Below are 26,822 nucleotides of genomic sequence, written 5' to 3'. Positions count from 1 at the left end.
GCAGGCTGTGGTTGCAACGAGCACAAGAGTTGTTGTGCTCATAATCGGTTTCTTTCTGTGTGGCCATTAAGTCCATCGCAAGGTGGACGTATCGCGTTGCGACCCAAGGCGATACAGTAGATGCTCTTCAGGTTTGTCCAACATCGGACATTGCGCAGAGATCGATAAGTCGACAGGGTCGTAGGGAGGTCAACCCTGATGCCGGGAATCAGCTTTTGTGAGCCTGATTGCGGGTCCGCCGCTAGCTCACCCGGTGGACTAGCTACCGCGTCCGATCGCGTTGAGCAGGCGTCCAAAGGGGCGATTGAGAAGGCGCTCTAGTTGGCTCGTCAAGAGCGCGGAGGGTAAAGGCTGGAGTGGGGTCAATACCCTGGTGGCCAGGGCCGGGATTGGACCGGCGACCTTCCGCTTTTCAGGCGGACGGGATAGCCACTGACCTGCGGTTTAACGCCGTTCATGCGCCGAATGCGGCGCGCTGAGCGCGTCTGACGCAGGCTGCTCGTCCGACGATCGGACACAAACCGGACACGGTGATCGCACTCCCGACAGGGAACCCCTCACCACCCGTCACTCAGTGATGCGCGCGTTGGGCTCCCGGGGAGCAGCTGCCCGATGCCCAACATCACGGGGTCGACGGCGCGTCCAACGAGGACGCCAGCGGAGCGACCCACTGTTGGACCGACCACAACCCTAACGGCCAGCCGGAACACGACCGGAGTCGCGGACGCCGGTAGACCGCGAGTGCCCGGGACCGCCAATGCCGCAGGGCCCGAGAGCGACAGCGGCCGGTCGGACGGCGGTCGCGGCGTAGGCCGTGTTCCGGCTGGCACCAACGGGTTTGATATATGTCCCAAAAGTGTCCGCGGTGCCGTCGATGACGGCGTTGATGCGGAACTGTCGGCAACGGATGGCCTGGGGCTGCGGTCACCAGCCCTGAGGTGGTGGCTCGGCGGCACCACTTTTTGACCAGGCCCAGCCGTACGCTTGTGGCGGGGACTGGCTGGGTGTGGAAACTACGTCAATGGGCGTGGAGCTGCCCGAACAATTTTCAGAGCGCTTGGCGCTTTGGGAGCAGGCGTCGTGCAGATCGCGCGCGGTTTCCTTCTAAGTGCGTGCAGCTTCCAGCGCCAGTGCGACTTGAGCCAGCCAAAAATTGTCGGCCAGCGGTCGCCCGGTGAGTTCGGCGAATCGGCGCAACCGGTAGTTGATGGTGTTGCGGTGACAGTGCAGCTCGTCGGCGGTCGCCGAGACGGACTGACCGCGCTGTAGCCAGGTGTACACCGTGGTGAGGATGGGTTCGCGCCGTTCAATCGGCAACTCGAGTACCGGGCCCAGCGTGGCTCTGACAACCGATGCGGCGGCGTCTGGCGAGCTGGCGAGCAACACCGCCATGACGTCGCGGTCGTAACGAATAGTCGGGCGACCGGCCGAGGAAGCGGACGCGGCGACTTGCGCTTGAGCCCGGGCTTTAGAGCAGTCAGCGATGTCGGTGAAGGGGCTGCTGAGGCCGATCGTGACGGCGATGTCGGCGCAGATGTTGCTGGCAATGCCGTCGAGTGCGTCGGAGCGGTTCGGTCGAAGCGATACGACCCCCAACTGCGCATGCGACGCAAGGCGAAACCACGAGTCGTAAACAGCCGAGTGCGCCGAGATCAGCGTTTCAATATCAGGGGGCGACTGCTGGGCTGAAAGCTCTGCACTGGTGGCCGCGATGATCGTGAACTGACCTGTCCGTGGGAGGCCGAGGGCGGCGACCGCGTCCCAGAACGGCGCTCCGATGCTGGACTCGTTGAACAGCACCGTGTCAAGCAAGGCCGCGCGAACTTGCTCGTTGCGCCGCGCGTCGCGGATGTCGATTTCGCGGAAAACAGCATGTGCGCGAAGCGAATTGGTGTTCATCCAGGCGAAGATGGACGGTGTCGCCGCAATGAGGGCTTCCTTATCGACTTCGTTTGTGTCCGCCAGACGTGCGAGCTCATCCCAGATAGCCGCCCCGCCGAGGCGGTAGGCGTGCAATAGATTCGACAGTGTCAGGCCCTGGCCGGCGCGGTGACGCATTCGGTGTGCGGTGTCGAGATTCCAATGGCCAGGATCGGCGCCGAGATCAATCCAGTCGAGCATTTCTGCGAGGTAGTCGGCGATGTTCTCGCGGACAGATTCGACGCCGTCGTCACCGCTGGGCAGGAAGTCCGGGACTTCAGTAGCAAGCTGAGTGAGCACCTTCGTCACGATCTCGTCTGACTGTTGCCGCACGCGATCGACGAGCACTGTTGGCGGTCGCTGCTTCAACATGTATCGAATCGTAAAGCGCCGCACGTCGCTGTGCCGGGGCACAAGGTTAGAGATCGCGACTTTGGGCTGCCGTTCATTGTGAAGCCCACTCGCGGCGACCACGATTCATGTCATGAACGCCGCCCCTGAGCAGACCATCGTTTTGGTCCACGGCCTATGGATGACGCCGTTCGCCTGGGAGGACTGGGTCGCCCATTACCGCGCTCGCGGCTTCTCCGTCCTGACACCGGGCTACCCCGGCGTAGCCCCGGGGCCGGCCGGAGTCGCCGCGCTGCGCGAGAACCCCCAACCCTTGGCCGACCTTGGGGTGCGGGAGGTGTTCGATCATCTCGCCGAGATCATCGAAGAACTCGCCGAGCCGCCAATACTGATGGGCCATTCCTTCGGCGGTACGTTCGTCCAGCTCCTACTCGACGCCGGCTATGGGCAGGCCGGCGTGTCGATCGACGGTGCTGCCGTCAAAGGCATTAAAGCGCTGCCGTTATCGGAGGTCCGGGCTACATTTCCGGTATTGAAGAATCCTGCCAACCTGCACCGCGCGGTGCCCATAACAGCCGAGCAATTCCATTACGCGTTCACCAACACACTCACCGAAGCCGACTCCGCGAGCGCCTACGAGCGGTACACGGTTCCGGTCCCGGCGCGGATCTTGTTCCAGGGCGGCCTGGCCAACGTCACGCCCCACGCGGCCACCACCTACAACTTTGCCAACGACGATCGCGCGCCGCTGCTGTTCATCGCCGGCGGCCACGACCACATCCTGCCGCCCGCTGTGCAGCACGAGAATTACACGAAAAACGCCAAACACTCGGCCGCGATCACCGCCTACAAGCTCTTCCCTGAGCGAGACCACTTCACCTGCGGCGCACCGGGATGGGAAGAAGTCGCCGACTTCGCCTTGAGCTGGGCGCTGAACCCCGTGTCCGGGGAACTCGATTGACCTCTTTCACACCTTCGTACGAAAGCAACGGCCACCCATGACCACAGTGCGCGACGCCATCCTCGACCTGTTCCGATCACACAATTTGACCACCTGGTTCGGTAACCCCGGCTCGTCGGAATTGGCACTGCTGCAGGACTTTCCCAACGACTTTCGCTACTTCCTTGGCTTGCAGGAGATGATCCCGGTCGGCATGGCCGACGCCTACGCGCAAATCACCCGCCGTCCCGCCCTGGTCAATCTGCACACCGCACCTGGCATGGGTAACGCGCAGGGCCAGATCTACAACGCCTACGTCAACAAGACGCCGCTGGTCATTACCGCGGGCAATCAGCGCCGCAACATGCAAAACCAGTACTGCCTGCTGACCAATCACGAACCGACCACGGCGCCAAAACCGTTCGTAAAGTGGGCTGCAGAGCCGGCGACCGCCAGTGAGTCCCCGGCGGTGCTCGCCCGGGCCATCCACCTGGCCACCACCCCGCCGATGGGCCCGGTGTTCGTCTCGCTGCCGATGGACGACATGCCGATCGAACTGACCGACGACCAGCTCGCCGATATCTCGGTGGTGCGCGATCGCACCGTGACCCACGCAACGGGCTTTCCGACCGAGCTGGCCGAGCAAGTCGGCGCACAACTCGACGCCGCCTCGTCGCCGGTGATCGTGGTGGGTGGCGACATCGACCGCTACGACGCCTACGACGCGGTGATCGAGTTGGCCGAGCGCACCGAATCACCCGTCTACACTGCACCTTTGACCGGTTGGAGCGGGTTCCCGGAAAATCACCGGCTCTACCACGGCGCCCTGCCTCCGGGGGCGGGATGGATCTCCGGCCTCCTCGCCGGCCACGACCTGATCCTCACCATCGGGACGCCGGTCTTCCGCTACTACCCGTTGGTGCCGGGGCCCTACCTGCCCGAGGGCGCTCGCTTGATCCAGATCTCCAACGATCCCGACGAGGCCGCCCGCGCCCCCGTCGGCGACGCAATCGTCGCCGATATTCGCACCGCGACAAAGGCTTTAGCGGCGACAGTGAATCGCACTCAGCGCTCCGCGCCCGAGCCACGCGCCGCGGTCCCCGAGCGGGTGTCGGAGCAGGTGCCGCTGAAGCCCGCGGATCTGTGGACCGCTGTCGCTCACGCCGCACCCGCGGACACCCTGTGGGTCAGCGAAGCAGGCAGCAACGAGATCACCATGACCGAAAGCATCCGTCCGGGCAATCCGCGGTCACATCTGTCGGCCGCCGGCGGCGGACTCGGCTGGGGGCTACCGGCATCCGTCGGTGCTCAAATCGCGGCTCCCGACCGTCCGGTCGTGTCCTTGATGGGCGACGGCTCCATCCACTACGCGATCACCGCCCTGTGGAGCGCCGCACACTACAACATCCCCCTCACCATTGTTGTGGCGTCCAACGCCGAATACGGCGTGGTCAAAGAGTTCGGCGTGTGGGAAAAGACCCCGAACGTCCCCGGACTCGACATCCCCGGGCTCGACATCGTGGGAACTGCCGCCAGTTACGGCGTCGACGCCCACGAAGCACACAGCTCCGACGAGGTATTCGAGCTCGTCAAAGCCGGCATCGCCGACCGCAACCGGCCCACCCTGATCAACGCCCGCACGACACCCGTGCCCGCAGGCTTCGGCAGCTAGGAAACAGCTGGTGGATGACACGATCGTTTCGGCTTTCACCGCGGCCCTTCAGGGAAGCGACACAGTGGCCACCGACAAGGCCACGCTGGCCGAAAACAGCAAAGACTATTGGGGTTTCGGCCAGCAGCCTGGTCTGGTGTTGCGCCCGCGCAGTCGTGACGACGTCGTCGCCGCAGTCAAAATCGCTGCCGAGCATGGCATTTCGTTGGTCACCCGCGCCGGCGCATCGAACTGCAGTGCCGGAGTCATGGCCGGCGCGGACCGCGCGGTGATCGATCTGACACAGCTGAACCAGGTCCTCGACATCAACCCGACATCCCGCACCGCCCGCGTCCAGCCCGGTGTCATCAATTTCGATCTGCAGCAGCAGCTCGCCCCACACAAGCTGGTCTTCTCACCCGACCCGGTATCGGCACATCTGGCGAGCGTCGGCGGCAACATCATCGAAAACGCCGGCGGGCCACACGCTCTCAAATACGGCGTCACCTACAACCACGTCCTCAGCGTCGAAGCAGTTCTGGCTGACGGCACCGTAATCAACCTCAGCGCCGCCGACGACGGCCCGGATCTACTCGGGATTCTGATCGGGTCGGAAGGTACCCTCGCGATCCTCACGGAGGCGACCGTCGCGTTGCGCCCCATCGCGCCGGTCACTCGCAGCCTGATGGGCAGCTTCAGCACCGCCCGGGCGGCGGCCGAAACCATCTCCGCGATCATCCATACCGGGACTGTGCCCGCGGCGGTCGAATGGCTCGACCGAGCCGGCATCAACGGCCTGCAGCAGTTCACCGACACCGGATATCCCACCGACGCCGACGCGATCGTCCTCATCGACGTCGACGGGACCGCCGCCGAGGTCGACCGCGACGCCGCGATCGTCGAAAAGGTCTTGCGACAACACGCCACCGAAGTGCGCCGCGCCGACGACGACGACGCCCGCGCCAAGCTCTGGTACGGACGCCTGCACGCCCCGACGCCGTCGTGCACAGCGGCAAAGGCTTCTTCATCGGCGACGTCACCGTTCCACGCCAACACATTCCGGAGATGCAGCAGGCAATCCAGGACGCCGCCAAACGTCACTCGGACGCCCTGCTGTTCATCGCCGTGACCGGACATGCCGGAGACGGGGACCTACACCCGACCACCTTCTATGACAAGGAGAACCCACACGCGGCCGCGGCTTTGGAGGCCGCCAACAACGAAATCATCGAAGCGGCATTGAGGCTGGACGGCACCATCACCGGCGAGCACGGCGTCGGCACCGAGAAGATCCAATTCATGACCAAACGCTTCACCCCGGTCGAGATCGCCGCCCAACGCGCCCTCAAGCAGGTCTTCGATCCCGCGCACACCTTCAACCCCGGCATCATGCTGCCCGAACCCTCGCCCGAAGAGCCCGCGCTGCCCGCGTTCGAAGCCGCCGTGCGCGCGGCACTCGAAGGTCATCCGACCTCCGCGACGAACGCCGACGGCGACGACACCACGGTTGAGGTCAACACCGGCAACTTGAATCTGGTGGTCGGTGCCGCGGTCACCCTTGGCGACCTCTCACGCACACTCCACGAACAAGGCGTGACCTGCCCGGCCATCCCCACTGAGGGCCTCGATCGCACTGTCGGCGAACTGATCGCCAACGCGACCGCCGAGGAACGTCGAGAAGTCCGCCACGGATTGCTCGGCGTCGAGGTTGTCCTTCCCGACGGCGCCGCCGCGGCCCGCTTCGGCGGCCAGAACATGAAAGACGTCGCGGGCTACGACACCAAACGGCTATTCATCGGCGGCAGAAACGCATTCGGGACGATCACCCGCGCTGTCTTCAAGATTGCGGTCGCACGGTAGACCGATGTCCTGGCAGATGCGTGCCATCGCTACCTACGGGCGACTCGTCCGTCGACCTCGCACCTACGCAACTGAGCGGAGCGCCCGCGCTTATCTCAACCGGCCCAAGAAAAGCGGGGAACCGCCCTCTCGGCTCGCAACGTCGCCTCGTTACCATCTGGCCGGTGCTACCTTGGGCGGGTTCGATTGCTACACAGTGCAATCAGCGAACAGTGAGCCCATTCCTGCCCGGGGGCCGTCGGTGGTCTACATACACGGGGGCGCCTACGTCAATCAGATCCAGCCCGCGCACTGGAAACTCGTCTGCGCGATCGCCGACGCGACCCGGCGTCCTGTACACGTCCCCCTCTACGGACTCGCGCCGCAGCACCATGCCGAGGACGCGATCGACTTTGTCGGGGCCGTGATCGGCCGAGTCGCGCATGACGGGCCCACCTATCTGGCCGGCGACTCTTCCGGCGCGGGTCTGGCGCTCGCCGCGACCCAGGCGACCATCAGCGCCGGAGCCACCCCGCCGCTCGGGCTCACCCTGATCAGTCCCTGGCTCGACATCGCACTGACCAATCCCGCCATCCCGAGCCTCGCCACGCGCGACCCCTGGCTCGCGGTTCCCGGCCTACGCGAGTGCGGTCGCATCTGGGCGGATCACCTCCCGGCGGACGATTACCGGGTCAGCCCCATTTTCGGCGCGCTGCACAACCTTCCACCGATCGACCTCTACATCGGCGACCGCGACATCTTTCTCGCCGACTGCCGTCAGCTGCGCGACAGCATCGGCACCGGCCGGATCACCTACCACGAGCAGCCCGGAGCAGTTCACGTCTACCCGCTGCTGCCCGTTCCTGAAGCCAAGCCGGTACGCCAAGCACTGCTCAGCCACATCGACGCCGCCTTCAACGTCGTTTGAGCGAGGAAATTTGACGGGTCACACAGGCGCCCTGCCGCATACCACCACACTCGAAAGTCTGCGTTTCACGACGCTGGTGGCGCTGCCCAATCTGGCCGAGGGGCTCTTCAGCCGCCGGCCGGCGGTCACCGCTGCGCTCGACCGGGCCGGTGTCGCCCGCCGCGCACACCGGCTGCTCACCGCGCTGCACCGGCACTACGGTGATGGACCGATCTGGGTGAAAGTCGGCAGCAGGCCCACGCTGCTCGTCTTCGGCCCCGATCAGATCCGTTTCATACTCTCCGGCGCCCCAGCGCCTTTCGCGTCCGACCCCGAACCCAAACTCTCCGGAATGAAGAAATTCCAGCCGCACGCCCTGACCATCTCACGAGGCGATCATTGGTCCGACCGCCGCCGATTCACCGAGGCTGTCTTCGCACACGCCACCGGTAGCGGCGCGATCGCCCACCGCTGCGACACCGTTGCGGACGAAGAAGCCCGAGCGATGCCCGACACCCTCGACTGGCCGCAATTCCACAGTGCGATACAACGAATCGCGCGACGAATCATTCTCGGCGACAACGTAACTGATGACCAACAGATTTCGACGCAACTCGTGACGCTGATGGCCAAGGCTAACCCGCCCGGCAAGGGAGACCCCGAGCTTTTCGACGCCTTCTTCACCGCGCTGGACCGCTACGTAAAGGCCGCGGATGCACACAGTCTGGTCGGACAATTCGCCGCGGCATCCGCCTCCGACATCACCTACCCGACCCATCAAGTCATCCACTGGATGTTCGCGATGGGTGACACCCTGGCCATCAATCTCTGGCGTTGTCTGGCGCTGCTGGCCACCCACCCCGACGTTCTCCTCAACGCGCAGAACGCAATCGACGAACACAGCGCTCACGACTACCTCGTCGGCTGCCTATCCGAAGCGATGCGCCTCTGGCCCAGCACGCCCGCCTTAGCGCGAACCCTCACCGGGCCAACCGAGTGGGACGGCGAGATCGTACCGGGGGGAACACAAGTCATGATCGTCAACACCTTCAACCACCGCGACACCAGCCGTTTCCCCGAGGCGGATCAGTTCAATCCCACAGCGTGGACGCAAGGATCCGCCGAATCCTCGTGGTCATTCAACTTCTTCAGTCACGGCCCGCAAGCATGTCCAGGTGCCGACCTAGCGCTGCGACTCGGCGTCGCGGTATTGACAGCGATTCTCGGCGAGCGTAGCCCGGCGGCGACCGGTGCCAAACTCGGCCCGCAGCAACCGCTGCCTCTCACGCTCGACCAGTCGCGTGTCAATTTTCGATTGAAACAGCGGCACCGCTGAGAGCCTTGCCAGCCGACGCGACGGCGCCTCCGGCGCCGACCTTCGCTACGTCCAGAAGACCATGGAGCCACTCCCCGCCGACCGGCACCGCGATTGTCTACAGCGACCCGTACTCAGACGAATTCGTCGCCACCAATCTCGACCGACTCAACGACGTCGCCAAGAACAATGCGAACGGACAAGACCAACCGACCATAGAGTGCTGGCACCGCGTCCGTGCAGCTGAAGACTGGTGGCCAGGGCCGGGATCGAACCGGCGACCTTCCGCTTTTCAGGCGGACGCTCGTACCAACTGAGCTACCTGGCCCGGAAGGCACCGATAACGTGCCTCGCCTTTAATGGGCGACCCTGACGGGACTCGAACCCGCGACCTCCGCCGTGACAGGGCGGCGCGCTAACCAACTGCGCCACAGGGCCTTGCTTTCCTACTTGTACTGCTCACTTCGACGTTACCGCCGTCGCGCGTACCCCCAACGGGATTCGAACCCGTGCTACCGCCGTGAAAGGGCGGCGTCCTAGGCCACTAGACGATGGGGGCCAAAGTCCAACTACCGTTGGGAGCCGCACCAGCTTAGGTCACCGCAGGCCTAATCCTCAAACGAGCGCCGTTCGAGCCGCGTTTGGCGCCCAAGTATCCTGAACGTTCGCCCGCCCCTATAGCTCAGTTGGTAGAGCTACGGACTTTTAATCCGCAGGTCCTAGGTTCGAGTCCTAGTGGGGGCACCAACGGTGTATGACCTCGGTTGATGCGTGACAGTTACTTCGGCTGATCCTTGACTCCCTGGATGGGGGAATCAGGCGATTCACGCGGGGAATGGCCCCCGTTTGACCGCGGCCCGACTTGGTTATGCTTCGCGACGTGAGTGTCGATCCGGCCTGGCAAAACGCGCCCGCAGCCCTGGTAACGATGGAAATCCGTCACCCCGCAACGGATCCCCTCACCGAATCGTCGAGCAGAGACCTCAAGAGTCTCCTCTCCGACGACCTGCCCATCGAACACCAGGCTCAGGACGTGGCCTGGGCGATGGGCCCGGCGGGAAGTCCGGCACCGACGGCCGAGCAGTTCCCCCGCTACGTCAACCGGGACAGCACGCTGGCCGCCTCGATCAAGGCCCAGGCGATCGTGATCGAGACCACCGCCTACTCCACCTTCGAGGCGTTGTCGGACGTCGCGATGCGTGTCGTGGAGGCACGCTCGCAGGTGTCGTCGATCGTCGGCGTGGAACGCATTGGTCTGCGCTACCTCCTGGAGATCCGAGTCACGCTGGGCGCCGACGGCCGCATCGACTGGGCCGAGTGGATCGCCGAACCCCTGCTCGGTCCGCAACGCATCGCGCCCGGCGGGCTGACCTTGACCGAATGGCAGGGCGCCGCCGTCTACCGCGAGCAGCAACCGGGCAAATCGCTGATCGTGCGCTACGGGCCGGGCATGGGCCAGGCCCTCGACCCGAACTACTACCTGCGCCGGACGCTGCCGGCCCAGCCGGGACCGTTTTTCCAGCTGGACATCGACAGCTTTTGGACCCCGGCCGCCTCGATCCCCGAATACAACCGGGATGCGGTGCGTGCGACTTTTCACAACCTCTACGAGCCGGCCCGCGCGGTGTTTCAGGAAATGCTCACCAGCCGTCTGAGGGACGACCTGCTGGGCTGACGACTATCGGGTGATCACCGCGCTGCTGTAAGTCACATCGGCGAAGGCCTGCGCGACCTCGTCGTCGGGATAGTGAAATCCGTTGGCCGACTGCAGTTCCTTGACCGTATGAGACGACACGTTCCAGCCGCGCGCCTTGATGTGGTCTCCCTAGTCCCGATCTCAGGCAAACATAGACAGGCTAGTTATTACCACAATCCCGGCACGGGGGCCTGCCGGGGCCGTTACCGCGACCGCGTGAGATAGGGACGGCGACCTAGGAAACGTTGGGGCAGTAGTGCATTGGATTTCCGCGCTCGTCGACCGGCGGCAAGTTGCGCGCCGGTGTGTGCACCAGCGGCGCGTCGGCCGCGACCCGTCCGGACGCGCGATCTAAACCAGCTCTGGCCCGCGGATGCTTACGGAATCGTGCTGGCACACAGGCGAATACGAGTCGAACGAGGTTACCAAGTCGCCGGTGCAGCCATTCGTCGCGGCGCGACCACTGGTAGCCCATCAGCCGGCGAACCGGCGGATCGTAGAGACCCACGGTGAACCAGACGAAGAACGGCGCCAGCAGTTTGCGCTGCGCGGCCCACAACCAGTCCGGCACCTTCTGGGCGAACGGCGGTTTGGGCAGGTCGGTCAGATCGAGCACGGCGCGGGCCGCTTCGTTGTTCTCTAACACGTTGCGGCACATGTGATCCCAGTAGACCTGAAATTCCTCCCAGGACGCCGGAACCGGGCGCATGCTCATCCCGTACATCCGGTACCAGTCGATGTGTTCGTCGAACAGCTGACGCTTCTGCGCCTCGGTCAGACCGCCGCAAAACCGTTCTGCCACATGGATAGTCCCGACGAAGAAGGTGGCGTGCGCCCAGTAGAAGACGTCGGGGTTCAGCGCGTGGTAGCGGCGGCCCTGCCCGTCGACACCCTTGATCTCGACGTGGTAGTCACGCACCTCGGCGCCGGTGACCGGAGCACGGTCCTGGTCGAAGACGACTCCGCCGATCGGATACAACGACCGCAGTAAGCGCGGCCAGCGTTCCCGGAAGAAGGTCGAATGGTCGATGACCGCCGCGCCCAGTTGCGGATGCATGTTCTGCATGGAGCCCGCCCACGGCCCCTGCAACATGCCGCGCCAATCACCGAAGTAGCGCCACGTCAGCGAATCCGGGCCGAGCGGCATCGGTGGCGTCTGGTAACCCGACGGGGATACCGGGCACCCGCTGGCGACGCCGTCGGAGCCTTCGAGAGCACTTGCCACCTCGCCTACGGTGGTCGCGTCGCTACCAGCTTCGGCGCTGGTCAGCGGGCAGGCTTCGGACGTATGTTTGGTCACTGTTGGGTTTCCTGTAGCTAGCCGAAATTCTGACTACGTGCGTTGTCAATTTTGAGCATAGGAGCGATGTGCAGTCCGGTCAACGACGGGGCCGTTGGTCAGGCGTCCCCCTGGAAAGTCGCCACGCCCTCCGACGCGACAACCTCATCGCCGCCGGCGTGCAATTGCTGGGCAGCGAGCGCGGGCCCGCGCTGACCGTCCGGGCCGTCTGCCGCAAGGCCGCGCTGACCGAACGGTATTTCTACGAGAGCTTCTCCGACCGCGACGAATTCGTGCGGGCGGTGTACGACGACGTCTGCGCGCGAGCCATGACGGCCCTCACCTCGGCGGACTCACCGCGGGAAGCCGTCGAGCAGTTCGTCGAGCTGATGGTCGACGACCCGGTGCGCGGGCGGGTGCTGCTGCTGGCCCCGGCCGTCGAACCAATCCTGACCCAGTCGGGCGCCGAGTGGATGCCCAGCTTTATCGACCTGCTGCAGAAAAAGCTATCCAACATCGGCGATCCGGTGCTGCAGAAAATGATCGCCACCAGCCTGGTCGGCGGTCTGACCAGCCTGTTCACCGCTTACCTGAACCGCCAGCTCGGGGCCACCCGTAAGCAGTTCATCGATTACTGCGTGAACATGCTTTTCAATACGGCGGCTCCGTATGTATCGCCTCTCGACGGGGTATCCGAGTAACGGCCTTTTGCCGTACCTGCACAAATTCGCCAAGTTGTGACTCGGCGCGCCTGGGCGGGAACTTGATGCTACTGATCGACACAGATATATTGACTGCAACCATTAGACACAGATAACTGGGGGTGTCATGCCAGCGTCAGCCGACCTGACGGACCTGCAGCTTTTGCATGAGTTGGAGCCGGTCGTCGAGAAGTACCTGAACCGGCACCTCACGATGCACAAGCCGTGGAACCCGCACGACTACATCCCGTGGTCGGACGGCAAGAACTTCTACGCGCTCGGCGGGCAGGACTGGGACCCGGAGCAGAGCAAGCTCTCCGACCTCGCCCAGGTCGCGATGGTGCAGAACCTGATGACCGAGGACAATCTGCCCTCCTATCACCGCGAGATCGCGATGAACTTCGGCCTCGACGGCCCCTGGGGAACCTGGGTCAACCGCTGGACCGCCGAAGAGAACCGGCACGGCATCGCGCTGCGCGACTACCTGGTGGTGACCCGCGCGGTCGATCCCGTGGAATTGGAGAAACTGCGCATCGAGGTGGTCAACCGGGGTTTCAGCCCGGGCCAGAACCACCAGGTTCGTGACGACCTGTTCGCCGAGAGCCTGTTCGACTCGGTCATCTACGTGACGTTCCAGGAGCTGGCCACCAGGATTTCGCACCGCAACACCGGTCGGGCCTGCAACGAGCCGATCGCCGACCAGCTGCTCGGCAAGATCTCGGCCGACGAAAACTTGCACATGATCTTCTACCGGGACGTCAGCGAGGCCGGCTTCGAGATCGACCCCAACCAGGCGACGAAGTCGCTGCACAAGATCCTGCGCAACTTCCAGATGCCCGGCTTCCAGGTGCCCGAGTTCCGTCGCAAGGCCGTCTACATCGCCGTCGGTGGCGTTTACGATCCCCGCATCCACCTCGACGAGGTCGTGATGCCGGTGCTGAAGAAATGGCGCTTCTTCGAGCGTGAGGACATCACCGGCGAAGCTGCCGCGTTGCGCGACGACCTTGGCCTGCTGATCAAGGAACTCGAGGATGCCTGCGACAAGTTCGAGATGTCCAAGCAGCGCCAGCTCGAGCGGGAAGCACGCACGGGCAAGAAGGTCACCGCGTTCGAGTTGCACCAGACCGCCGGCAAGCTGGCGATGAGCCGCCGGTAGTCCGGCTCGGAACGAAATTGCGCATCGGCCCGATCACGCTCGCCAGCCCGGTGGTGCTGGCCCCGATGGCAGGCGTGACCAACGTTGCTTTCCGGACGCTGTGCCGTGAACTCGAGCAGTCGAAGGTCGGCACGGTCAGCGGCCTCTACGTCTGCGAGATGGTGACCGCGCGCGCCCTCGTCGAGCGGCATCCGGTGACGATGCACATGACGACGTTCTCCCCGGACGAATCGCCGCGCTCGCTGCAGCTCTACGCCGTCGACCCGGCCACCACCTACGCGGCGGCCAAGATGATTGCCGACGAGGACCTGGCCGACCACATCGACATGAACTTCGGCTGCCCGGTTCCCAAGGTCACCAAGCGCGGCGGTGGTGCGGCGCTGCCGTTCAAGCGCAGGCTGTTCGGCCAGATCGTCGCCGCCGCGGTGCGCGCCACCGAGGGCACCGCCATTCCGGTGACGGTGAAGTTCCGCATCGGCATCGACGACGAGCACCACACGCACCTGGACGCCGGCCGCATCGCCGAAGCCGAAGGCGCGGCAGCCGTCGCGCTGCACGCCCGCACCGCCGCCCAGCGCTACTCCGGCACCGCGGACTGGGAGCAGATCGCCCTGCTCAAGCAGCAGGTGAAGACGATCCCGGTGCTCGGCAACGGCGATATCTACGACGCGAGCGACGCGCTGACCATGATGGCCAGCACCGGCTGCGACGGCGTCGTCATCGGCCGCGGCTGCCTGGGCCGGCCCTGGCTGTTCGCCGAACTGTCGGCCGCATTCACCGGAAGCCCGGCCCCCACCCCGCCGACGCTCGGCGAGGTCGCCGACATCGTGCGCCGGCACGGCGAACTGCTCACCGCACACTTCGGCGAAGACAAGGGCATGCGCGACATCCGCAAACACGTCGCCTGGTACCTGCATGGCTTCCCGGCCGGCTCCGATTTACGGCGGGCGCTGGCCCTCGTGAAGACGCTCGACGAGCTCGATGCCCTGCTGGGCCGGCTGGACGGCAGCGTCGAATTCCCGGAGGCGGCGACCGGGCCGCGCGGCCGGCAGGGATCGCCGGCCCGGGTCAGCCTGCCGGAAGGCTGGCTGGACGATCCCGATGACTGCACGGTTCCGGCCGGAGCCGACGTCATGCACTCCGGCGGCTGAGCCGAACCCCGCTCGAAATCGCGTCGGCGGCCATAAGTCAGTACGATGTGGACCTGCTGGATTGGGCTTGGGTAGCGGCTCGTTTAACCCGCTACACAGGGGCTATGGAGTATGGCGCGACCTAACCGGGTAGCGAAGTGGCAGCGCGGATGGCACGGCGCTGCGTGAATTGGCGCACGGACATCACTGACGGCGGTAGCGGAGCTTCGGAGGCGGATAGAGCATGGGTGACGGCGAGGTAGACGCCACTCTTGGCCACCACCGTGACCCGCGCGACCGGCAACCGGCCGCCGCGACCTCGCCCGCCGCACTCAGCGCCGCTCCGTGGGAGCGATTCTCCGAACCGCCCGGCGATAACAGCGTCCATCGATGGCAGATCGAACCACCCGCCCCGGCAGCCGAAGACAGCCAGGCCGACGAGCGGCCGGCCCGCCGCACCGACCGGGGCGGCAGTCACGCCTCCGGCGCACTCAGCGTCGCGGACCTGATCGCCAAGGTCGGTGCCGGCAGCACCGGCACTCATCACCGGCGCGCGGCGCTCGACGACGAACCCGCCGAACCCGATCCGGAGATGTGCGCCGACCTGCAGGACACCCAGGTCATCGACACCCCGGCCTACTCGCTTGACGTGGTCTCGGAGGTTCCCGATCTCGGCCTCACGAACTACCCGAACGTCGACGAGCCCGCACTCGAGCTGGCGGTCGAGGACCCGGCCGAGTCGCCCCCGGTCAAGCCGAAGCGGACCCGGCGGCCGAAATCTGCCGCGAAGTCGTCGTCGAAACAGGAGTCGCGGCGACGGCCGTTACTGCTGGCCGTTCGGTCGATGGCCGCGCTGTGTGCCGGGGTGACGCTGGTCTTGACCGGCGGTGCGTGGCAGTGGAGCGCGTCGAAGAACCACCGGCTCAACGTCGTCAACGCGCTCGACCCGAACTCCGGCGACATCGTCGATCCCAGCGCGCAGTACGGCGACGAAGACTTCCTGATCGTCGGCATGGACTCGCGCTCCGGCGAGAACGCCGACATGGGCGCCGGCGACACCGAGGACGCCGGGGGCGCCCGGTCGGACACCGTGATGCTGGTCAACATTCCCGCCAACCGCAAACGCGTGGTGGCGGTCTCGTTCCCGCGCGACCTGGCGATCACGCCGATGCAATGCGAAGCGTGGAACCCCGAAACCGGACAATACGGACCCCTCTACGACGAAAAGACGAAGACGTGGGGTTCCAAGATGGTCTACACCGAGACCAAACTGAACTCGGCGTTCTCCTTCGGCGGCCCGAAATGTCTGGTGAAGGAAATCCAGAAGCTGTCCGGCTTGAGCATCAATCGGTTCATCGCCGTCGACTTCGCCGGCTTCGCCAAGATGGTCGAGGCACTCGGCGGTGTCGAGGTGTGCAGCAAGACGCCGCTGCACGACTACGAACTCGGCACGGTCCTCGAGCATTCGGGACGCCAGGTCATTGATGGCCCGACGGCGCTGAACTATGTGCGGGCCCGCCAGGTCACCACGGAGTTCAACGGCGACTACGGCCGCATCAAGCGCCAGCAGTTGTTCTTGTCGTCGCTGCTGCGTTCGCTGATCTCCGAGGACACGTTGACCGACCTCAACAAGCTCAACAACGTCGTCAACATGTTCATCAGCAACAGCCGCGTGGACAACGTTCAGACCAAGGACCTTGTTCAGCTAGGCCAGTCGCTGCAGAAGATGGCGGCCGGGCACTTCACGTTCGTCACGGTGCCCACCGGTGTCACCGACCAGAACGGCGACGAACCGCCGCGGACGGCCGACATGAAGGCGCTCTTCAACGCGATCATCAACGACGATCCGCTGCCCGAAGAAAACGACCAGAACGCGCAGAACCTCGGGACCACACCGACGTCGGGGCCGACGACCGCACCCACCCCCAAGAAACCAGCACCAGCGCCGAGCGCCGCACCCGAGGCGCGACGCGAGCAGGTGACGACGGCCTCGCCCGACGAGATCACCGTGCGGGTCTCCAATGCGACCGCACAGAGCGGGCTGGCCGCCACCGCCACCAACCAGCTTCAGCGCAACGGGTTCAATGTGATGTCACCCGACGACTATCCGAGTTCACTCAATGCCACGACGGTGTTCTTCTCGCTCGGCAACGAGCTGGCGGCCGCGACGGTCGCGTCGGCGTTCGCCAACTCGAAGGTCGCCCGGGTCTCCGGCTACGGGCAGGTCGTCCAGGTGGTGCTCGGCCCCGATTTCAAGTCGGTTTCCACTCCCGCGCCCAGCGGTTCGTCGCTGTCCGTCCAGATCGATCGCAGCCCGGGAGGCGCGCCGACGAAATTGCCGGACGATCTGTCGGTGACGAACGCCGCCGATACCAGCTGTGAATAACCGTATTTCGCTTCAGTAGATCGCCGATTCCGACGCCGAGTTAGTAGGCTTGGCAACATGCGGACCGCATATCATGAGCAACTCTCGGATTTGTCCGAGCGCCTTGGCGAGATGTGCGGGCTGGCGGGGGTAGCCATGGAGCAGGCAACCCAAGCGCTCCTGCAGGCCGACCTCGTCCTCGCCGAACAGGTGATCTCCGGCCACGAAGAGATAGCGGCTTTGAGCGCTCGCGCCGAGGAGAGTGCCTTCGTGCTGCTAGCGCTGCAGGCGCCGGTGGCCGGCGACCTCCGGTCCATCGTGAGCGCCATCCAGATGGTGGCCGACATCGACCGGATGGGCGCGCTGGCGCTGCACGTCGCCAAGATCGCGCGCCGGCGCCATCCTCAACACGCTCTGCCCGAGGAGGTCAACGGTTACTTCGCCGAAATGGGCAGGGTTGCAGTCGAATTAGGTAACGGTGCACAAGAGGTCGTGTTGTCCCGTGACCCGGAGAAGGCGGCCCGGATCCGCGAAGAAGACGACGCGATGGACGACCTGCACCGGCACCTGTTCTCGGTGCTGATGGATCGCGAATGGAAGCACGGCGTCGCGGCCGCCGTCGACGTGACACTGCTGGGCCGTTTCTACGAACGTTTCGCCGATCACGCCGTCGAGGTGGCCAGGCGCGTCATATTCCAGGCGACCGGCAAGTTGCCCGAAGACGAGACGGCGTCGACGACGTCGTAATCCCTTAGCCGAAGCGACCGGAGATGTAGTCCTCGGTGGCCTTCTGCGCGGGATTGGAGAAGATCTTTTCGGTGTCGTCGATCTCGATGAGCCGACCGGGCTTTCCCGCCGCTTCCAGGTTGAAGAACGCCGTGTGATCGCTGACGCGGGCGGCCTGCTGCATGTTATGCGTGACGATGACGATCGTGTAGTCCTGCTTCAACTCGCTGATCAGTTCCTCGATCGCCATCGTCGAGATCGGGTCCAGCGCCGAACACGGCTCGTCCATCAGCAACACATCGGGTTGCACGGCGATCGCGCGCGCGATGCACAACCGCTGCTGCTGCCCGCCGGATAGACCGCCACCGGGCCGGTTCAGTCGGTTCTTGACCTCATCCCACAGGTTGGCGCCCCGCAGCGAGTGCTCGGCGATGTCGTCGAGCAGCCGACGATTGCGCACCCCCTGCAGCTTCAGGCCCGCCACCACGTTGTCACGAATAGACATGGCTGGAAACGGGTTTGGCCGCTGAAACACCATGCCGATCGCACGTCGCACACCCACCGGGTCGATGCCCGGGGCGTAGATGTTCTCGTCGTCGAGCAACACAGTGCCCTCCACCCGGGCACCGGGGATGACTTCGTGCATCCGGTTCAATGTGCGCAGCACCGTCGTCTTGCCGCACCCAGACGCGCCGATGAAGGCCGTCACGCTGCGCGGGAGAATCGACAGCGTCACGTCGGCGACCGCTTGAAACGATCCGTAGTAGATGTTGACGTCTTTCAAGTCCAAACGCTTTGCCACCCAGCACTCCTCCCTAGGACTTCTTGGGCGCAAACATCATCGAGACCACCCTGGCTCCGACATTGATAACGGCGATCATGACGATAAGCGTTAGCCCGGCTCCCCAGAGTCGATCCGTGGGAATCGGGTTAACGCCTGCGCCCGACGCTGTCTCGTTGAACATCATGCCAGGCAGCGTTCCCATGAACCCGTTGAAGATGTCGAAGTTCATCGCCTGCGAATAGCCGACCAGGATCAGCAGCGGAGCCGTTTCACCCATCACCCTGGCCAGCGCCAGCATGATGCCCGTGACGATGCCCGACAATCCGGTCGGAATCACTACCCTGACAATGGTTTTCCACTTCGGCACGCCCAGCGCGTAGCTGGCCTCGCGGAGGTCAACCGGAACGATGCGCAACATCTCCTCCGTCGACCGCTCGATCACCGGAACCATCAACAGCACCAGCGCCAATGACACCGCGAAACCCGAACGGCCCAGGCCAAGGGTGGCCACACACGACGCGTAGATGAACAATGCGGCAATAATTGATGGCACACCGGACAGGATGTCGACCATGAATGTCGCCAGTCTGCCGAGACTGGTGCCACCGCCGTACTCGACCAAATAGATCGCGAGCATCACACCGATCGGGACGGAGATCGCGGCGGAGGCCACCCCCTGCAGCAGGGTGCCGACGATCGCGTGATACGCGCCACCCCCGGCCAGAAACGGCGTCGTCCCAGCTTGCGAATGCGTCCACCACGACGTCGACGCGATCACCTTGCAGCCTTTGACGATGACCGCGCACAGCACCCACAGCAGCGGCGCCAGTGCAATAAGCATGGACAGCGAAACCAACACCGTCGCAACGATGTTCGAAGCTCGGCGGCGACGGCCGAGCCGGGACAGCGTGCGCGCCTTCAGCGGCCGGTCGAAGATCGAGGTCACCGCGCGCGCCTGCCTTTCCTGATCCCGGCAAGGGCGCCGCGCGCCACGGCATCGATTACAAAGGTCAGCACGAAGAGCACCAGTCCAGCGGCAATATACGCGCCGGCCTTGAACCGGTCGTTGAATTCCCATGCGGTGGCGGCGATCTTGGTCGCAAACGTCGAACCGCCGTCGAATAACGACCAGCCGAACGCCTGTTGCGTGCCGCGCAAGATGATCAGCAGCGCCACCGTCTCACCCAGGGCGCGACCCAGCCCCAGCATCGCACCGCTGACGTACCCGGACCTACCGAACGGCAGCACCGTCGTCGTGACCACCTCCCAGCGGGTAGCGCCGAGCGCCAGCGCGGCCTCGATCTGTTCATGCGGTGTCTGCACGAACACTTCGCGGGTGACCGCGGTGATCAGCGGCAGAATCATCACCGCCAGCACGATCCCGCCGGTGAAAATCGTGCCGCCGCCGCCCGCGGACGCGGTGCCGTCGGCGAATAGGAAGAACCAACCCAGCGACTGATTCAGCCAGGTCGCGACGGGCCGCAGTTGCGGAGCCAAGACGTAGAGGCCCCACACGCCGTAGATGATCGAGGGCACCGCGGCCAGCAAATCAACGGTGTAGGCCAACGGCCCGGCAAGCCGCCGCGGCGCGTACTGGGTGAGGAAGATCGCGACGCCGAGTGCGACCGGCATGGCAACGATCAACGCGAACACCGAGATGAGCACCGTCACCTGCAGCAGGTCGAGGATGCCGAAGTGCATCGCCGAGGTGTTGGTGGTAACCCAGCTGCCGCGGTAGGTAAAGAAGTTCTCTTGGTTGCGCTTCAACGCCGGTATCGCGCGCAGCAGTAGGAACCCGCCGATCGCAATGACGACGACGGCGATCAGGACCGCCGACGTTTCCGCGAGTTTGCGAAATATCCGGTCCCCGAAGCGGGATTGCACGCCCTTCCACGGGCGGATGGGTACGACTGGCGCCTCCGGAAAGGACGCGACCGCGCCCGAACCCGCCTGGGGTGGATCTGGCGTCGTCATGGTGAATCCGTCACTGCCGGTTTTGGTATCGCTCCTTGGATCCGAGGGCTACTGCATCGCATTGATCGCGGCGACCAGTCGTTCCTTGACCTTATCGGTCAACGGGATGTAGCCGGCCGAAGCAAGGTTGGCCTGACCGGTGTCGGCGGCGACGGTCAGGAACGACTTGATCGCCCTGGCGGTCTCCGCGTCGTAACCCTTGGAGCAGACAATCTCGTAAGTGGCCAGCACCAACGGATAGGCACCCGGCTGCTGGGTGCCATACATCGAATCCAGGTTCAGCACCAGGTCGTTGCCGCTGGACACGAAGGTTGCCGTGTTGATGGCGGTGCTGGCAGTTTCGGTTGTCAGCGGAACCACACCACTGGCCGTGGCGAGTTGCGCGTAGGGAAGGCCTGCCTGGTCGGCGAAGCCCTTCTCGACGTATCCGATCGCGCCGCGGGTGGCCCGCACCGCCTGGATGACACCGGACGACTTCGTCGCTCCCTCGCCGACACTGCCCTGAAACTCGGCGCCCACTCCCCGCGACCAGCTCTCCGGCGCGGAGGCCGTCAGGAACTTCTGCACATTGTCGGTGGTACCCGATGAATCCATCCGGTAAATCGGCCTGATCCTGGTGTCGGGCATCGGGATACCGGGATTGAGCGCCGTCAGGATGGGGTCATTCCAGACCGCGACCCGTCCGGTCAGAATCCGGGCCAGCGCGTCACTGTTGAGGGTCAGCGTCTTGACCTCGGGCAGGTTGAAGACCAAGGCTACCGGGCCGAACACCAGTGGCAAGTCCCACGCGGGGTTGGCGTTGCACCGTTTGGTGGCGGGCAGGATCTGGTCGGCGATCAGCGGCGAATCCGACCCGGCGAAGTCGACGTGGCCGGCGATGAATTGCTCGCGGCCCGCGCCCGACCCGGTCGGGTTGTACGCCACGGACTTACGCGGACAGTACTGACCCCAGACATGGCTCAATACCGCCATCGCATTCTGCTGGGCCGTCGATCCTTCCGCGGTCAGTTCGTTCTTGCCTTGGCAGCTCGGCGTGCCGGCGGGTCCCGACCCCGCTCCCGAGACCGGGCCGTGGTGGTTGTCATCGCTGCCGCAGGCAGTCAGGCCCGCACCGATCATCGTGATCGCCAACACCGCCGCCAGCGTCTTGCCCACGTTGCCCAGGCTCACCTGTCTCGCTTTCTGACGCAGTTTCGACGCATGCGGCCGCCGCTCGAAACTATGCGCTGACGCCCCGTCACCAAGAGCGCCTAGGTGAACGTGCGGTGAACAATCAGCTGGCACGCCACCTCTGCCTGCGCTTTCTCCTCACCCCGCGGCCGACTCAGGCGCGTACGCGGTGTCGACGCTGTAGGCGGTGAATCCCTGGCGCTGATAGGTCCGAACCGCAGCGACGTTGTCCGACTCGACATAGAGCAACACGGTGACGTCACCCGGCTGCTGCGGGCCGCGGAGGCGTCGAGCCAACGACTCGATGCCGACCGCCGTCAACATCTGTCCCAGCCCGCGGCCCTGCGCCGACGGGTCGACACCGAGGACGTACACCTCGCCGAGGCGCGGTTGATCGAGGTGCACCTTGGTCCAGTGAAAGCCCAGCAGCGCTTCGCTTTCGGTGCCGCCGAACGCCAGGAACAAACCCGCCGGGTCAAACCACGGCTCGCTGCGCCGCTCGGCCAGGTCGGCCTCGGTCCAGCCACCCTGTTCGGGGTGGTCGGCGAACGCGGCATTGTTGACCCGCAGCAGCTCGGCATCGTCGTCGATACCCGCGTAGGTGCGGACTCGCACGCCGGGAGCCGGGGCCACCGGGGCGGGGATCTCGTGCAGCACGAGCCGCATCTGGACGAGTTCGCGCACCGCCACCAGCCCCACCGCGGACGCGGTCGCGGCGGCGGACGCCAGCGTGCCATGCGCCCAAAAGCGGTTGTTTCCAGCAGTTTTGACGATCGCCGCACGTGCCATCGCCGCGCCGAAACCGCGCCGGCGGGCCCGGGGGTGAACGACGAGTTCGGCCATCCCGTCGGCGCCGTCGCGGGGTGGGGTGAGATTGAGGTAGCCCTCGATCGTGGTGGCACCATCTGCTGTGGCGCTGGTGACCAGAAGGTGCTCGGTGCGTTCGTGCCCGAGTTCGCGAAGGACCTGCTCGCCGACCGGTGCTACCCCATCGAATTCGGTTGCCGCCGCGACGAGTTCACGCACCCCTTGCTGTTCTTCGGTGGTCAGTGCGGAGCGCCAGTCGGGCCCCCGGTCCGACCACGTCACTGACTGCGCAGCGGGTCGGCCAGCGGGTCCTGCAGATTCTCGGAGTCGACGTCGTCGCCTTCGGCGTCGTCATCGGGCTGAGGGATCGGCGCTCGTCCGCGTGCCGGGCGAACAGCCTTGTAGCCCACGTTGCGGACCGTGCCGATCAGCGCCTCGTACTCGGGGCCGAGTTTGGCCCGCAACCGGCGCACGTGCACATCGACTGTCCGGGTGCCACCGAAGAAGTCGTATCCCCACACCTCGTGCAGCAGCTGGGCGCGGGCGAATACCCGGCCCGCGTGTTGAGCCAGGTACTTCAGCAGCTCGAACTCTTTGTAGGTGAGGTCGAGCGGGCGGCCGCGCAGCCGCGCGGTGTAGGTGCCTTCGTCGATCACCAGCTCGCCGAGGCTGACCTTGCCCGCGCTTTCCTGGTCCGCCAGCCCGCCGCGGCGTCCCACCACCAGTCGGATCCGAGCGTCGACCTCTGCGGGCCCGGTGCCGGGCAGCAGGATCTCGTCCAGACCCCAGTCGGCGCTCACCGCCACCAGTCCGCCCTCGGCCACGACCGCCACGACCGGGACCGACCGGCCCGCGGTGCTCAACAGACGGCAGAGCCCGCGCGCGGCCGACAGATCGGTGCGCGCGTCGACGAGCACCGCGTCCGCGGTCCCCGCCTCCAGGAGTGAGGAAGGCTCGGGCGGTGCTGTCCGCACGGTATGAGGAAGCAACGACAGCGACGGCAGGACCGGGTCCGGGTGCAGCTCAGACGTGAGTAGTAGTAGCTCCAACAAGCCCCTTCAGCTCGTGGGAATGGCATCTCCCTGATTCATAAAGCCACGTCGCGTTGGCGGCCAGGCCACCTTACGATAACGTGCCACCTGGCCTTTGTGCGTGTCCTTGGTTGCTACTGTGAGCCCCGCCACGAGGTTATCCGGACCGCAATCCCCCGCCGCGCGCCGCGCCGGTCTGCGCCACAATATTCGGATGCGCAGGGTGCTGATCAGTGTGATCGCCGCGGTGTCAGCCGTGGCGATCATCGTCGGCGGCATCGTTGGCGTGGACTACGGCGCCAGCATCTACGCCGAATACCACCTGTCGCGCAGCGTGCGGGAGGCGGCGAATCTGGAGTCGGATCCCTTCGTGGCCATCCTGGCCTTTCCCTTCATTCCGGAGGCGATGCAGCGCCACTACCGGGAGCTGGAGATCAAGGCAAACGGCATCGATCACGCGCCGACGGGTAAGGCCACCCTCGAAGCCACCATGCATTCGATCGACCTGACCTACGCGTCGTGGCTGATCAGACCCGATGCGAAGCTGCCGGTGGGCAAGCTGGAGAGCCGCATCATCCTCGACTCGACGCACCTGGGCCGATACCTCGGCATGGACGACCTGATGGTGGAGGCGCCACCCGCCGAGACCAACGACGCCACCGGCGGTACCACCGAGTCGGGCATTTCGGGCAGCCACGGGCTGGTGTTCAGCGGCACGCCGAAATCGGCAAACTTCGATCATCGGGTCAGCGTCTCGATGGACCTTTCGATCGCCCCCGATGACCCGGCAACGCTGGTGTTCACCCCGACCGGCATCCTCACCGGACCGGATACCGCCAACCAAACCGTCCCGGACGATAAGCGCGACGCGGTGCTGCACGTCTTCACCGCCAGACTGCCCGATCAGCGGCTTCCGTTCGGCGTGGCACCGCGCACCGTGGGGGCACGCGGCTCGGACGTGATCATCGAAGGCATCACCACGGGAGTAACCGTGACCCTGGAAGTGTTTAAACGGTAATGACACGCACTGTCGACGATGCGGCGCCAAGCATTGGGGTGGGGGCTCCTCCCCCTTGCGGTGAAGAGCGGCGCCGATGACAACTGTGGTCGTCGCGATCGTCGCGGCGCTCGCCCTGGCGGCGGTCGCCGGCTGGCTGATGACTCGGCGCTCCGGCAGCGTCAAAGAAGTCGATTCCGACCCGGGCCAAAGCACCGGCACCGCCGCCGCGGACCTGGGTCTTTCCAGCACCGGGCCGACCGTCGTGCATTTCAGCGCACCGTGGTGCGGACCCTGCGATCGGGTGCGCAGGGTGGTCGATCAGGTCTGCGACAACATGGGCGACGTCGCCCATGTCGAAGTCGACATCGACGCCAACCCGGCAGCGGCACGCCGCTTTTCGGTACTGTCCCTGCCGACCACGCTGATCTTCGATGTCGACGGACGCCAGCGATACCGAGCATCCGGCGTGCCCAAGGCCGCCGACCTGCGCTCCGCGCTCGAACCGCTGTTGGCTTGATCGCGATGTCATTGGGTAAGCTGACCGACGTGTCATCCCGCATGGAGCCCATGCTCACCAGGCGTCGCGCAGTCGATCTGTGCCGCATCGCGGGTTGTTGTTGTCGCTGTTGCTGTAGCTGCTGAGTAGCCGCGCCCGCCGCGCAGCGCTCGGACAGCCCGGAACCCCACCGTGGCATGTCTTCAGTTTTTCCGTGCAACAGGCAAATAGGAGTCTCTCGTGTCAAGCAATAATCCCGGCGCCCAGCTGGACCGCGTCGACGTCCGCGGACCCAGGTTCGTCGCCTGGGTCACCACCGCGGTACTGGTCGTGACGCTGCTCGTCTCGGCACTGAGCCCGCCGGCGGCGGCGATCATTCTGGGTCTGCAGGCCGTGGTCTTCGCGATCGGCGCTCTCGCCGGGCCGCGCCGCCACCCCTATGGCCGGCTGTTCGCCACCCTGGTGGCACCCCGGCTGGACCCGGTCAAAGAGCGCGAACCGGTGGCTCCCTTGAAATTCGCGCAATTGGTCGGCTTGATCTTCGCGATCGTCGGTACCGCCGGATTCGCCATCGGTGCGCCCTTGGTGGGCGTCGTCGCGACGGCTTTCGCCCTGGTGGCGGCGTTCCTGAATGCGGCCTTTGGCATCTGTCTGGGCTGCCAGCTTTACCCGCTCGTGGTTCGCCTTCGACCGACCGCCGGTCCGGCGTAACCACAGTTCATCGCAGTTAATCGAAAGGATCCCCAACCATGGCACGCTCCGACGTCCTGGTCTCCGCCGAGTGGGCTGAGAAAAATCTCGACACGGCGAACGTCGTGTTCGTCGAGGTCGACGAGGACACCAGCGCGTACGACGGAGGCCACATCGCCGGCGCGATCCGGCTCGACTGGCGCACCGATCTGCAGGACCAGGTCAAGCGCGACTTCGTCGACGCCGAGCAGTTCTCCAAACTGTTGTCCGAGCGCGGCATCTCCAACGACGACACCGTGGTCCTCTACGGCGGCAACAACAACTGGTTCGCCGCCTACGCCTACTGGTACTTCAAGCTCTACAGCCACGCCGATGTCAAGCTGCTCGACGGCGGCCGCAAGAAGTGGGAGCTCGACGGCCGCCCGCTGACCGCCGACACCGTCAGCAGGCCGGCCACCTCGTACAGCGCGGCACCACCGGACAACACCATCCGGGCGTTCCGGGACGAGGTCATCGCGGCCATCAACACCAAGAACCTGGTCGACGTACGCTCCCCCGACGAGTTCTCCGGCAAGATCCTGGCCCCTGCACACCTGCCGCAGGAGCAGAGCCAGCGACCCGGACACATTCCGGGAGCGATCAACGTCCCGTGGAGCCGCGCCGCTAATGAGGACGGCACCTTCAAGTCGGACGAGGAGTTGGCCAAGCTGTACGCCGACGCCGGTCTGGACGGCACCAAGGAAACGATCGCGTACTGCCGAATCGGGGAGCGTTCGTCGCACACCTGGTTCGTTCTGCAGGAATTACTCGGGCATAAGAACGTCAAGAACTACGACGGCAGTTGGACTGAATACGGCTCCCTGGTGGGCGCCCCGATCGAGTTGGGAAGCTGAT

24 protein-coding genes, 5 tRNA genes and 1 pseudogene are annotated in these 26,822 nt (G+C 65.1%); 18 read left to right on the top strand and 12 right to left on the bottom strand.

The window, feature by feature from the left end; all coding sequences use genetic code 11:
• Positions 1-371 precede the first annotated feature (371 nt).
• Positions 372-439, bottom strand: a tRNA-Phe gene (locus tag G6N54_RS22455).
• 665 nt (positions 440-1,104) lie between these two features.
• A complete protein-coding gene (locus tag G6N54_RS22450) occupies positions 1,105-2,394 on the bottom strand; it encodes a PucR family transcriptional regulator (protein ID WP_163792103.1) in 1,290 nt (429 codons plus the stop codon).
• A 10-nt stretch (positions 2,395-2,404) separates the two neighbouring features.
• Here G6N54_RS22450 and G6N54_RS22445 point away from each other — a divergent pair, with 10 nt between their 5' ends.
• The 6 genes and pseudogenes from G6N54_RS22445 to G6N54_RS22425 all read left to right on the top strand — a co-directional run bounded on the left by G6N54_RS22445 (position 2,405) and on the right by G6N54_RS22425 (position 8,944).
• Positions 2,405-3,232, top strand: coding sequence for an alpha/beta hydrolase (locus G6N54_RS22445; protein WP_163792102.1), 828 nt, complete (start codon positions 2,405-2,407; stop codon positions 3,230-3,232).
• 37 nt (positions 3,233-3,269) lie between these two features.
• Entirely contained in the window at positions 3,270-4,883 is a 1,614-nt protein-coding gene (gene mdlC, locus G6N54_RS22440; RefSeq protein ID WP_163792101.1) for a benzoylformate decarboxylase, read from the top strand.
• A 10-nt stretch (positions 4,884-4,893) separates the two neighbouring features.
• Positions 4,894-6,188 (top strand): annotated as a pseudogene (locus tag G6N54_RS31405) (FAD-binding oxidoreductase); the annotation flags it as partial.
• Positions 6,162-6,722, top strand: coding sequence for an FAD-binding oxidoreductase (locus G6N54_RS31400; RefSeq protein WP_408632602.1), 561 nt, complete (start codon positions 6,162-6,164; stop codon positions 6,720-6,722). The pseudogene G6N54_RS31405 and the gene G6N54_RS31400, both read left to right, overlap by 27 nt.
• Before the next feature lie 241 nt (positions 6,723-6,963).
• The gene (locus G6N54_RS22430; protein ID WP_197939551.1) at positions 6,964-7,629 is read left to right on the top strand and encodes an alpha/beta hydrolase fold domain-containing protein; all 666 of its coding nucleotides are present in this window, start codon (positions 6,964-6,966) and stop codon (positions 7,627-7,629) included.
• A gap of 10 nt (positions 7,630-7,639) precedes the next feature.
• Complete coding sequence (locus tag G6N54_RS22425; RefSeq protein ID WP_163792099.1) at positions 7,640-8,944, top strand: cytochrome P450; 1,305 nt, start codon at positions 7,640-7,642, stop codon at positions 8,942-8,944.
• 230 nt (positions 8,945-9,174) lie between these two features.
• Here G6N54_RS22425 and G6N54_RS22415 read toward each other — a convergent pair.
• The 3 genes from G6N54_RS22415 to G6N54_RS22405 all read right to left on the bottom strand — a co-directional run bounded on the left by G6N54_RS22415 (position 9,175) and on the right by G6N54_RS22405 (position 9,482).
• A tRNA-Phe gene (locus tag G6N54_RS22415) sits at positions 9,175-9,251 on the bottom strand.
• Positions 9,252-9,287: 36 nt separating this feature from the next.
• Positions 9,288-9,361: transfer RNA gene (locus tag G6N54_RS22410), tRNA-Asp, on the bottom strand.
• A 48-nt stretch (positions 9,362-9,409) separates the two neighbouring features.
• Positions 9,410-9,482, bottom strand: a tRNA-Glu gene (locus G6N54_RS22405).
• Positions 9,483-9,594: 112 nt separating this feature from the next.
• Here G6N54_RS22405 and G6N54_RS22400 point away from each other — a divergent pair.
• Together G6N54_RS22400 and G6N54_RS22395 are read left to right on the top strand one after the other, a co-directional pair.
• Positions 9,595-9,670 (top strand) — tRNA-Lys (locus G6N54_RS22400).
• A gap of 133 nt (positions 9,671-9,803) precedes the next feature.
• A complete protein-coding gene (locus tag G6N54_RS22395) occupies positions 9,804-10,598 on the top strand; it encodes a TIGR04255 family protein (protein ID WP_372513293.1) in 795 nt (264 codons plus the stop codon).
• 256 nt (positions 10,599-10,854) lie between these two features.
• Here G6N54_RS22395 and G6N54_RS22385 read toward each other — a convergent pair whose 3' ends face one another.
• Positions 10,855-11,919, bottom strand: coding sequence for an oxygenase MpaB family protein (locus G6N54_RS22385; RefSeq protein WP_163792095.1), 1,065 nt, complete (start codon positions 11,917-11,919; stop codon positions 10,855-10,857).
• A 68-nt stretch (positions 11,920-11,987) separates the two neighbouring features.
• Here G6N54_RS22385 and G6N54_RS22380 point away from each other — a divergent pair, with 68 nt between their 5' ends.
• From G6N54_RS22380 to phoU, 5 genes are all read left to right on the top strand, one after another.
• Positions 11,988-12,599 (top strand): TetR/AcrR family transcriptional regulator, encoded by a 612-nt coding sequence (locus G6N54_RS22380; protein WP_163792093.1) that lies wholly within the window; start codon positions 11,988-11,990, stop codon positions 12,597-12,599.
• Between the two features lie 127 nt (positions 12,600-12,726).
• A complete protein-coding gene (locus G6N54_RS22375; protein WP_163792091.1) occupies positions 12,727-13,755 on the top strand; it encodes an acyl-ACP desaturase in 1,029 nt (342 codons plus the stop codon).
• Between the two features lie 17 nt (positions 13,756-13,772).
• Entirely contained in the window at positions 13,773-14,906 is a 1,134-nt protein-coding gene (gene dusB, locus G6N54_RS22370; RefSeq protein WP_163792089.1) for a tRNA dihydrouridine synthase DusB, read from the top strand.
• A 223-nt stretch (positions 14,907-15,129) separates the two neighbouring features.
• Positions 15,130-17,271 carry an LCP family protein gene (locus G6N54_RS22365; RefSeq protein ID WP_163792087.1) on the top strand — a complete coding sequence of 714 codons (2,142 nt, stop codon included), beginning with the start codon at positions 15,130-15,132 and terminating at the stop codon, positions 17,269-17,271.
• A gap of 57 nt (positions 17,272-17,328) precedes the next feature.
• Positions 17,329-17,997, top strand: a complete 669-nt coding sequence (phoU, locus tag G6N54_RS22360) for a phosphate signaling complex protein PhoU (RefSeq protein WP_163792085.1) — start codon at positions 17,329-17,331, stop codon at positions 17,995-17,997.
• 4 nt (positions 17,998-18,001) lie between these two features.
• On the opposite strand, the gene pstB is transcribed toward phoU, so the two are convergent.
• The 6 genes from pstB to G6N54_RS22330 form a co-directional block, all read right to left on the bottom strand.
• Positions 18,002-18,778, bottom strand: a complete 777-nt coding sequence (pstB, locus tag G6N54_RS22355) for a phosphate ABC transporter ATP-binding protein PstB (RefSeq protein ID WP_163792084.1) — start codon at positions 18,776-18,778, stop codon at positions 18,002-18,004.
• A 13-nt stretch (positions 18,779-18,791) separates the two neighbouring features.
• Positions 18,792-19,706 (bottom strand): phosphate ABC transporter permease PstA, encoded by a 915-nt coding sequence (gene pstA / locus G6N54_RS22350; RefSeq protein ID WP_163792082.1) that lies wholly within the window; start codon positions 19,704-19,706, stop codon positions 18,792-18,794.
• A complete protein-coding gene (pstC, locus tag G6N54_RS22345) occupies positions 19,703-20,734 on the bottom strand; it encodes a phosphate ABC transporter permease subunit PstC (protein ID WP_163792081.1) in 1,032 nt (343 codons plus the stop codon). Before pstC ends, pstA begins: the two co-directional genes overlap by 4 nt.
• A 48-nt stretch (positions 20,735-20,782) precedes the next feature.
• A complete protein-coding gene (gene pstS, locus G6N54_RS22340) occupies positions 20,783-21,853 on the bottom strand; it encodes a phosphate ABC transporter substrate-binding protein PstS (protein WP_163794901.1) in 1,071 nt (356 codons plus the stop codon).
• Between the two features lie 189 nt (positions 21,854-22,042).
• On the bottom strand, positions 22,043-22,993 hold the full coding sequence (gene mshD / locus G6N54_RS22335; protein ID WP_163792079.1) for a mycothiol synthase: 951 nt from the start codon (positions 22,991-22,993) through the stop codon (positions 22,043-22,045).
• Positions 22,990-23,763, bottom strand: a complete 774-nt coding sequence (locus tag G6N54_RS22330) for a winged helix-turn-helix transcriptional regulator (RefSeq protein WP_163792077.1) — start codon at positions 23,761-23,763, stop codon at positions 22,990-22,992. The genes mshD and G6N54_RS22330 overlap by 4 nt, the downstream gene beginning before the upstream one ends.
• 187 nt (positions 23,764-23,950) lie before the next feature.
• Between G6N54_RS22330 and lmeA the strand changes: the two genes are divergently transcribed.
• From lmeA to G6N54_RS22310, 5 genes are all read left to right on the top strand, one after another.
• Positions 23,951-24,760: a mannan chain length control protein LmeA gene (gene lmeA / locus G6N54_RS22325; RefSeq protein WP_163794900.1), complete on the top strand. Its 810-nt coding sequence runs from the start codon at positions 23,951-23,953 to the stop codon at positions 24,758-24,760.
• A gap of 76 nt (positions 24,761-24,836) precedes the next feature.
• Entirely contained in the window at positions 24,837-25,259 is a 423-nt protein-coding gene (locus G6N54_RS22320) for a thioredoxin family protein (protein ID WP_163792075.1), read from the top strand.
• A gap of 5 nt (positions 25,260-25,264) precedes the next feature.
• The gene (locus G6N54_RS31715; protein WP_370494849.1) at positions 25,265-25,384 is read left to right on the top strand and encodes an Ms5788A family Cys-rich leader peptide; all 120 of its coding nucleotides are present in this window, start codon (positions 25,265-25,267) and stop codon (positions 25,382-25,384) included.
• 94 nt (positions 25,385-25,478) lie between these two features.
• Entirely contained in the window at positions 25,479-25,949 is a 471-nt protein-coding gene (locus G6N54_RS22315) for a DUF4395 domain-containing protein (protein ID WP_163792073.1), read from the top strand.
• Between the two features lie 38 nt (positions 25,950-25,987).
• Positions 25,988-26,821: a sulfurtransferase gene (locus G6N54_RS22310; RefSeq protein ID WP_163792072.1), complete on the top strand. Its 834-nt coding sequence runs from the start codon at positions 25,988-25,990 to the stop codon at positions 26,819-26,821.
• Position 26,822 lies beyond the last annotated feature (1 nt).

It is taken from the genome of Mycobacterium stomatepiae, from assembly GCF_010731715.1.
Lineage (GTDB): Bacteria > Actinomycetota > Actinomycetes > Mycobacteriales > Mycobacteriaceae > Mycobacterium > Mycobacterium stomatepiae.
Note: the sequence above shows the minus strand (reverse complement) of the source record. Positions and strands in the feature narration are given on the sequence as shown.